The following is an 8,396-nucleotide window of genomic DNA, read 5'->3' as shown; positions in this document are numbered from 1 at the left end:
GACGAGATCAACGGCGAATTCGGGCAGACGGACGTGGTGCTGGTGCTCGGCGCGAACGACGTGGTCAATCCGGCCGCAAAGACCGATCCGACCTCGCCGATTGCCGGCATGCCGATTCTCGAGGCGTACAAGGCCAAGACGATCATCGTCAACAAGCGTTCGATGGCGGCGGGTTACGCCGGGCTGGACAACGACCTGTTCTATCTCGACAAGACCATGATGGTGTTCGGCGACGCGAAGAAGGTCGTCGAAGAGATGGTCAAGGCAGCGGCCTGATCGGCGCGACCGTTTGATCCGCGTGTTACGGGGCGCGCCGCCGAGCGCGGCGCGCCGGAGCCACGGCGGTGGCTTGTTCGCTCACTTTCCGGCAGGGCACTAGCACATGAACGTATCGCTGAGACAACTCAAGGTCTTCATGGTCGTGGCGCGCAGCAAGAACTTCAGCCGCGCCGGGGCCGAGATCGGCCTGACACAACCGGCCATCAGCCGCTGCATCAACGAACTGGAAGGGCAACTTGGCCTGCGTCTCGTCGACCGCACCACACGCGAGGTCGCGTTGACCGATGCCGGTGTGACGCTCGCAAGCAGTCTCGACCGTGTGCTCGACGAACTCGAGATCGCCCTGTTGCAGACGCACGGCGCGGAGGCGCGCACGAGCGGGCGGGTACGCATTGGCGCGGCCCCGACCATCTCCGCGACGCTCATGCCGCGCGTGCTGCTGACATCGCAGGCGACGTATCCGGATATTGCGCTCGCGCTCGTCGATCAGATGCAGCGCGCCGTTCTGGATAGCGTGCGCGCGGGCGATGTGGACTTTGGCATCGTGGTGGCGCCTCAAGGGGCGGACGACCTCACGACCGAGCACCTGATGAGTGAGCCGTTCTGTCTGGTGTGCCGCAGCGATCATCCGCTCGCCGCGCAGGGGGCGGTGCATTGGTCGGAACTCTCGGGTGAGAACCTGGTGCTGCTCAATCAGAGTTCGGGCAGCCGCGTGCTGATCGATCGCGCGCTGACCACGCAAAAGGTGCAAGGGACCATCACGCAGGAGTTGGGGCACGTGAGCACCATCTTCCGCATGGTGCAGGAGGGGCTGGGGGTAAGTGTGCTGCCGCCGCTGGCGCTGCCGTTGCCGGAGAACTCGACGCTGGCCGTGCGCCCGCTGTTGCCCGCGTTCGAGCGCAACATCGTGCTCGTGCGTCGCAAGAACCGTTCGCTCTCGCCCGTTGCCCATACGGTGTGGGAGCTGATTCACCGTGTCGTTCGCGAGCGCAACAAGGGGTTCGCGCTGGCGGTAGACCACCAGAGCGCTGCTCCCGCGGCGCAGGTCAACTGAATCCCTGAGTCGAATCAACGACTTGCGCTTGCTCGTCAAGGACTTGTCCACAACGTTGTGAACAAAAACTGTGGATAAGTGGCGACGGGCGCGAAGCGCAATCTCACGGCAATCCGGAAGGGTCGCGCGCCATCACTTCAGCGTGACGGACGCGTCGCCGATCCCGTCGATCGTGCCGCGCAGCACGCCTGCACCGCGGGCGGGAATCATGCCGACGTAAGAGCCGCAGGTGACGATGGCACCCGCGCGCATCGTGATGCCGCGCCTGCCGTTGTGATTGACGAGCCACGTGAGCAGGGTGCGCGGATCGCCCCCCGTGTTGATCCCCGTGTCGGCTGGCGCGAGGTTCACACCATCGAGCGAGAACGTGAGCTTCGGCGTCAGGTAGTTGAGCGACGCATCGTAAGCACGGCCGCTCCCGATCACGAGTGCGCCATTGTTCTGCAAATCGGCGAGTGTGAACCGGCTGTCGAGACCGCGCGTCGCGAAGCGACTGTCGGTAATCTCGATCGTGACAAGCGTCTCGCCGACAAACATGAGCGCCTCACGTTCGTCGTAAATCTTCGGCTTGATATCGCGTGCCAGTCGGAACGCGATCTCCAGTTCCAACCCGGGACGGAAGAAATCATCGAGTGCCAGGGTGCCGCCGGCGTCGCTGACGACAGACGCCGGAATCGGCGCGCAATTCGGCAGATCCATCGGGGCTTTCGCGCCCACTTTCCACGCCGCAATCGTCTCGCCGAGCAGATCGAGCGTGCGCAATTGCACGGCGTAGGCGGCGTCGGCATCGGCCGGCAGCAGCGCTGCAGCGGGGGCATCGATCGGCGTATCGCCGCGACGGGTGTCGGCCAGCAGTTGGGCCAGTGATTCGACAGCGGGGGTCTCGAACATTTTGCAAGTCTCCTGGAGGAAGAGCGATGCCCCAGCGATTTGCTGGCAGCACGTGGCTCCACATCGTATACAAAATTCAGTCGTCGTTGCGCGGCGCGGTGAACATGATGGCTACTCGGTGAAAACACCATCTAACGTAGTCAAAGTCCCGGCGATCTGAGAGAATCGGACTTCGTAATATTTCGTAATATTTCGCGCGATGTGGCAACGGACAAGCGTGCCGTCGCTCGCGAAAGTGCGGTGCGTGCAGTCGATGACCTTCTTTTCCAAGTGAACGACCCGACCCAGCCTATGCACTCTGTGACCCTGAATGTCCTGCGTGATCACGTCGTCCACCCGCCGGACCACGAGACGGCTCGCCCGATCAGTCGACAGGCGCTGCATCTCGCCGTGATGGATCGCCTGCGCAAGATGATGACCGAAGGCACGCTGCCGCCGGGCGCGCACCTGAACGAGCGTGCCCTGTGCGAGCAACTCGGCGTGTCGCGCACACCGCTGCGCGAGGCGCTCAAGATGCTGGCGGTCGAGCGTTTGATCGAACTGCTGCCGAATCGCGGCGCACGCGTCGTGACGCTGTCGGCCGCCGATATCGCCGACGCCTTCGAACTGCTCAGCGGTCTTGAAGCGCTGGCTGGCGAATTGGCTTGCGAGCGCATCACGCAGGCGGAAGTCGACGACATCGAGACCCTGCATTGCGCGATGAGCGCGTGCCACGCGAACGGCAACCTCTCGGACTATTTCGACTTCAACCAGCGGATTCACGATCGCATCAATGCAGCGGCGCGCAATCCCGCCCTCACGCAGATGTACCAATCGGTCAATCAACGCCTTCAGGCGTTGCGATTCCGCTCCAACCTGCACGCCGGCAAGTGGGAGCAAGCCGTCGACGAGCACGTTGCGATGCTGCGCGCCTTGCATGCACGTGACGGCGCTGCGCTCGGCCGACTGTTGCGCGGGCACTTGATGGCCAAGTGCGCTACCGTGCTCGCCCATCGGCTCGCCGTCGCGTAACGCGCCGGTGCGGTGCCAGCGCTTGCCTGCGTGGGTGTGCCGATCCGGTCACGCCGCTCGCCCCAGGCTCACCAGTCCGTCGTTGAGCATGGCGGCGACGTAGGCGTCGGTCTTGCTGCGCAGGTGCGCTTCCATCAGCGTGCGCAGTCGCTTGCCATCGCGCCGGCGCAGCAGCGCCAGCATTTGCGCATGTTCATCGACGGCCTGACGCCAGCGCTCGGGCGTGGGCGTCAACCGCTCACGCACATGCCGCAGGCGTGCGTTGAGATTATGGAAGTACTCGGCCAGCGGCCCGTTGTCCGCCATACGCAGAATGCTCAGGTGGATTTGCTGATTCAGGGCGAAGTAGGCGGCGTGATCGGCGCGGGCGTATGCTGATTCCATGTCGGCCTGCAGTTGCGTGAGTGCAACCAGATCGGCCTCCGACGCTTTTTCGCACGCCTGCTCGCCCGAGAGTCCTTCGAGTACCGCCATCACGGCGAGCAGATTCACGACTTCGTCGACACTCACACGCGCCACCCGTGCCCGGCGCGTTTCCGAGATTTCCACCAACCCCTCGTTCGCCAGCCGCTTGAGCGCTTCACGCAGTGGCGTGCGCGAGACAGCCAGCGCGTCGCATAGCGCGCGTTCCGAGAGGGGTGCCCCGGGACGAAGGTCGCCGCGCACGATGCGCGCCTTGAGGGCTTCGTAAGCGGCGGCATTCAGCGAAGCGGACGTGATCATGCGCAGGGGTTGTAAAAATGGAATGCCAATTCTGACGAGCATGTCGTCTGTCGTCAATCACCAATACGTAAAAATCCCACGTTTACCCTTATTAGATCGTTTTCTGCTTGCTAATTCCGCATCAAAGATTTTATCGTTTGCGTAAATTGGTATACCAAAAATAGAGGCTGGCCGACATCGGGTGCGCGCTGGCGTTCAAAGGAGGCTATGTGACATCGATCGTACTGACCGAGCGACACGGCGCAATCGCGCGGGTTACGCTCAATCGACCAGAGAAGCTCAACGCCTTGACCCAGTCCATGTGGCAGGCCTTGGGCGACACGATCCTGGCGTTGTCCGAGACGCCGGATGTGCGCTGCATCTTGCTGCGCGGGGCGGGCGAGACGTCGTTCGCGCCGGGCAACGACATTGCGGAGTTCGAGACCGATCGCGCCAGCGTGGAGCAAGCGCGCACGTATGGCGCGCTCATGCACCGCACGCTCGACGCGTTGTCCCGGTGTCCGGTGCCGCTAGTGGCAATGATCCACGGTATCTGTGTTGGCGGTGGCATGGAAATCGCGGCGGCCTGCGACGTGCGCATCTGCGGCGAGTCGAGCCGTTTCGGCGCGCCGATCAACAAGCTGGGCCTGGTAATGGCGCATGCGGAGCTATCGGGTCTTGTGCGGTTGCTCGGCCCGGCGCGCTCGCTCGAGATTCTGCTGGAAGGCCGGATCTTCGACGCGCAGGAGGCATTGCGCATCGGGCTCGTCACCCGCGTGGTGGCCGATGGCGACGTCACGCGAGAGGCCCTGGAGAGCGCGGCCCGCATCGCTGCCGGCGCGCCGCTGGTCGCGCGCTGGCACAAGCGTTTCGTGCGCGAACTGGCCAGCGGCCAGCCGCTCACTGCCGCGCAGATCGACGAAGGTTTCGCGTGCTTCGGCACGGCCGATTTCCAGACGGGCTATCGCGCCTTCCTCGCGAAGACGTCGCCCGTGTTCGAGGGGCGCTGACATGACCGATACCCTCAAGCCGTCAGGCGGACCGTTGCAGGGCGTCAAGGTGATCGAACTGTCGCACATCATGTCCGGCCCGGTGTGCGGCATGATGCTTGCCGACATGGGGGCCGACGTCATCAAGGTCGAGAAGATGGATGGCGACGATGCGCGGCGCTTCGCGCCGATCCTCTCGCACGGCGAGTCGGCATCGTTCATGATGCTCAATCGCAACAAGCGCGGCATTGCGCTCAATCTGAAGACGGAAGGCGGCTGTGCAGTCTTGCGCGAGATGCTGGCGAGTGCCGATGTCGTCACCGAGAACTACCGCAAGGGGACGATGGAGAGGCTCGGCCTTGGCTACGAGACGTTGCGCGCGGCGAATCCGGGCCTCATCTATTGCGCCATTTCCGGCTACGGACGCACCGGCCCATACGCCGACAAAGGCGGCTTCGATCTGATCGCGCAGGGACTCTCCGGCCTGATGAGCGTGACGGGCGAGCCGGGGCAGGGGCCCATCAAGGCAGGCTCGCCGATTGCCGATATCAACGCGGGCATTCTGGCGGCGCTCGGCGTCTCGGCGGCGTATGCGCATCGGTTGCGCACGGGGCAGGGGCAGATTGTCGACACGTCATTGCTCGAAGCGGGATTCCAGCAGATGTACTGGGCGGCGGCCAACTTCTTCGCTAGCGGTGAGAATCCACCGAAGCTTGGCTCGGCGAATCCGACGAGCACGCCTTATCAGGCGTTTCGCACGCAAGATGGCTGGATCAATATCGGCGCGGCCAATCAGGCGAACTACGAGCGGCTGCTGCAGGTGCTCGACGCCCCCGAGATCGCCGGTGATCCACGCTTCGCCACCAACGTCGGCCGCACGGCGCATCGTGCCGAACTCGTCGAGCGGCTCACGGCGTACCTGATGCGCGACACGACTCACCACTGGGTCGAACGGCTCGACGCCGTGGGCCTGCCGGTCGGCCCGGTGTTGCCCATCTCGGAAGCGGTGACGCACCCGCAGATCGTGGCGCGCGAGATGGTGGTCGAAACGGTGCATCCACTGGATGGCCCGACACGCAGCATCGGCCTGCCGATCCGCTTCTCCGAGACGCCGAAGCGCACGGGCGGCCCCGCCCCGCGGCTTGGTGAACACACGCGCGAGGTGTTGGCAGCGTATGGCTTCGACGCGACGCGGATTCGCGACCTGATCGCGCAGGGGGCGGTGCATGTGCTGGAAGAGGCGGCACACGTGAGCGCATAACGTATGTGGCGCGTCTGCGATGCGGATTCTCCGCGTGTTGACGCCTAGCGTAGAACTTCCCTCCGGGTGGCCGGTCGGTTTTTAGATTGGCGCACGACAGGCCACCGATCAATCCGACCCGACACCCAACGTCGACAGGAGGGACCGCATGACCCCAGGCAGCATCTCCAGCAATCGCCACGGCCCGTCATCGTGCCAGTGGCCGCGCCTCGATCACGCGCGTAACATCATAGGGCTCCACTCGCTGGCGTTCCCCGGTCTGGCGACGGGCGCGACGTTCCTCTTCCCTTCGCGAGGTGAGCATGCCGGCACGTATTGAAGACTACGCAATGATTGGCGACTGCCGAAGCGCGGCACTCGTGGCGCGCGACGGTTCGATCGACTGGCTCTGTTGGCCGTATTTCGATTCCCCGGCGTGTTTCGCCGCACTGCTTGGCGGCCCGGAGCATGGCCGATGGAAGCTCGCGCCGGATGACCCCCATGTGGCCTGTACGCGTCGCTATCACGACGACACGCTGATTCTCGAGACCCGTTTCGAGACCGTGGAGGGCTGCGTTGCCGTGATCGACTTCATGCCGTTGCGTGACGGCGCCGCCGATCTCGTGCGGCTGGTCAAGGGCATACACGGTACGGTGACGATGTCGATGGAGTTGATCCTGCGATTCGACTATGGGGCGTCGGTGCCGTGGTCGCGTCCGCTCGACGGCGACGATCCCACCGGGCCGGGGATGCGGCTGATCGCCGGGCCCGACAAGGTCGTGGTGCGCACCCCCGTCGAGATCCAGGATGTGCCGGGCAGTCTGTGCGCCCGGTTCGACGTGAAGGCGGGTGACACCGTGCCGTTCGTGCTCTCGCGTGTGCCGTCGCATCACCCCGATCCGCGCGAGATCGACCCGCTCACCGCCCTCGCCGATACCGAGCGCTACTGGCGCACCTGGGCGCACCGTTGTCAGCTCGACGGCCGGTGGGCCGACGCGATTCGCCGCTCGCTCATCGTGCTCAAGGCGCTTACGTTCGTGCCGACGGGCGGTGTGGTGGCCGCCCCGACGACGTCATTGCCCGAACATCTCGGCGGCGAACGCAACTGGGACTATCGCTACTGCTGGTTGCGCGACGCGACGCTGACGTTGCAGGCGCTGATGCTTGGCGGCTACTACACCGAGGCGAACGATTGGAGCCATTGGCTGGTGCGCGCCGTGGCCGGTGCGCCGTCGCAGGTGCAGATCATGTACGGACTCTCGGGCGAGCGGCGTCTGCCCGAGTGGGAAGTGGATTGGCTGCCCGGCTACGAAGGCGCGAAGCCCGTGCGCGTGGGCAATGGCGCGGTCGGACAGTTGCAGCTCGATGTCTATGGCGAAGTGATGGACGCGCTGCATCAGGCGCGTCTCGGTGGATTGCCGCCGGTCGAGGCCACATGGGAGGTGCAGACGAAGCTCGTGGCGCATCTCGAGACCGTCTGGCGCAAACCGGACGAGGGCATCTGGGAAGTGCGCGGCGGCCCCCAGCACTTCACCTACTCGAAGGTAATGGCCTGGGTCGCGTTCGACCGCGCGATCAAGTCGGCCGAGCGCTTCGGCTTGCCGGGGCCGATCGATCACTGGCGTCAGTTATGCAGGGAGATTCACGCAGACGTGTGCGCGCACGGCTTCGACAAAGGGCGCAATGCGTTCATGCAGGCGTACGGCTCGTCGGAGATGGATGCGAGTCTTCTGATGATTCCGCTCGTCGGCTTCCTGCCGGCGGACGATCCGCGCGTGATCGGCACCATCGAAGCGGTCGAGCGCGATCTGATGCACGATGGCCTGGTGCAACGCTATCGCACGAGCCGGGTCGACGACGGCCTGCCGGCGGGCGAGGGCGCGTTTCTCGCATGCAGTTTCTGGATGGTCGACTGCCTGGTGATGATTGGCCGTCACCGCGATGCCCATGACTTGTTCGAGCGGTTGTTGTCGTTGCGCAACGATGTCGGCTTGCTGGCCGAGGAGTACGACACACACCATGCGCGTCAGGTCGGCAACTTCCCGCAGGCGTTCTCGCATATCGCACTCGTGCACGCGGCGATCCGCCTCGGCGCGCTGGCCGACGAGGACCGTGCCCACGATGCAACGGATCACGCGGCGCAGGACACGTCGTATGAAGACGATGTCGACGACGAGGCCCGCTTCGAACATGTCGGTTATCGTGCAGCCAGGGCTTGAGGCGGGTTGCG

At 64.6% G+C, this 8,396-nt stretch carries 9 protein-coding genes; 7 read left to right on the top strand and 2 right to left on the bottom strand.

The features are described 5' to 3' along the window. On the top strand, positions 1-276 hold a 276-nt coding region (locus PTE31013_RS10110; protein WP_150612659.1), incomplete at its 5' end, for an NAD(P)(+) transhydrogenase (Re/Si-specific) subunit beta. Positions 277-382: 106 nt separating this feature from the next. Further along, positions 383-1,333, top strand: a complete 951-nt coding sequence (locus PTE31013_RS10105; RefSeq protein ID WP_150612658.1) for a LysR family transcriptional regulator — start codon at positions 383-385, stop codon at positions 1,331-1,333. 132 nt (positions 1,334-1,465) lie between these two features. On the opposite strand, the gene PTE31013_RS10100 is transcribed toward PTE31013_RS10105, so the two are convergent. Continuing rightward, on the bottom strand, positions 1,466-2,224 hold the full coding sequence (locus PTE31013_RS10100; RefSeq protein WP_150612657.1) for a 2-keto-4-pentenoate hydratase: 759 nt from the start codon (positions 2,222-2,224) through the stop codon (positions 1,466-1,468). 291 nt (positions 2,225-2,515) lie between these two features. Between PTE31013_RS10100 and PTE31013_RS10095 the strand changes: the two genes are divergently transcribed. Then, positions 2,516-3,235: a GntR family transcriptional regulator gene (locus PTE31013_RS10095; RefSeq protein ID WP_150612656.1), complete on the top strand. Its 720-nt coding sequence runs from the start codon at positions 2,516-2,518 to the stop codon at positions 3,233-3,235. A 48-nt stretch (positions 3,236-3,283) separates the two neighbouring features. Here PTE31013_RS10095 and PTE31013_RS10090 read toward each other — a convergent pair whose 3' ends face one another. Beyond that, a complete protein-coding gene (locus PTE31013_RS10090; RefSeq protein ID WP_174978503.1) occupies positions 3,284-3,958 on the bottom strand; it encodes a GntR family transcriptional regulator in 675 nt (224 codons plus the stop codon). 209 nt (positions 3,959-4,167) lie between these two features. Here PTE31013_RS10090 and PTE31013_RS10085 point away from each other — a divergent pair, with 209 nt between their 5' ends. The 4 genes from PTE31013_RS10085 to PTE31013_RS10075 all read left to right on the top strand — a co-directional run bounded on the left by PTE31013_RS10085 (position 4,168) and on the right by PTE31013_RS10075 (position 8,385). Next, positions 4,168-4,947, top strand: coding sequence for an enoyl-CoA hydratase/isomerase family protein (locus tag PTE31013_RS10085; RefSeq protein ID WP_150612654.1), 780 nt, complete (start codon positions 4,168-4,170; stop codon positions 4,945-4,947). 1 nt (position 4,948) lies between these two features. Next, positions 4,949-6,187 carry a CaiB/BaiF CoA transferase family protein gene (locus tag PTE31013_RS10080; protein WP_150612653.1) on the top strand — a complete coding sequence of 413 codons (1,239 nt, stop codon included), beginning with the start codon at positions 4,949-4,951 and terminating at the stop codon, positions 6,185-6,187. A 148-nt stretch (positions 6,188-6,335) separates the two neighbouring features. After that, positions 6,336-6,506, top strand: coding sequence for a hypothetical protein (locus PTE31013_RS24775; protein ID WP_174978502.1), 171 nt, complete (start codon positions 6,336-6,338; stop codon positions 6,504-6,506). Continuing rightward, positions 6,490-8,385 carry a glycoside hydrolase family 15 protein gene (locus PTE31013_RS10075; protein ID WP_150612652.1) on the top strand — a complete coding sequence of 632 codons (1,896 nt, stop codon included), beginning with the start codon at positions 6,490-6,492 and terminating at the stop codon, positions 8,383-8,385. Before PTE31013_RS24775 ends, PTE31013_RS10075 begins: the two co-directional genes overlap by 17 nt. Positions 8,386-8,396 lie beyond the last annotated feature (11 nt).

This window comes from Pandoraea terrigena (genome assembly GCF_902459705.1).
Lineage (GTDB): Bacteria > Pseudomonadota > Gammaproteobacteria > Burkholderiales > Burkholderiaceae > Pandoraea > Pandoraea terrigena.
Note: the sequence above shows the minus strand (reverse complement) of the source record. Positions and strands in the feature narration are given on the sequence as shown.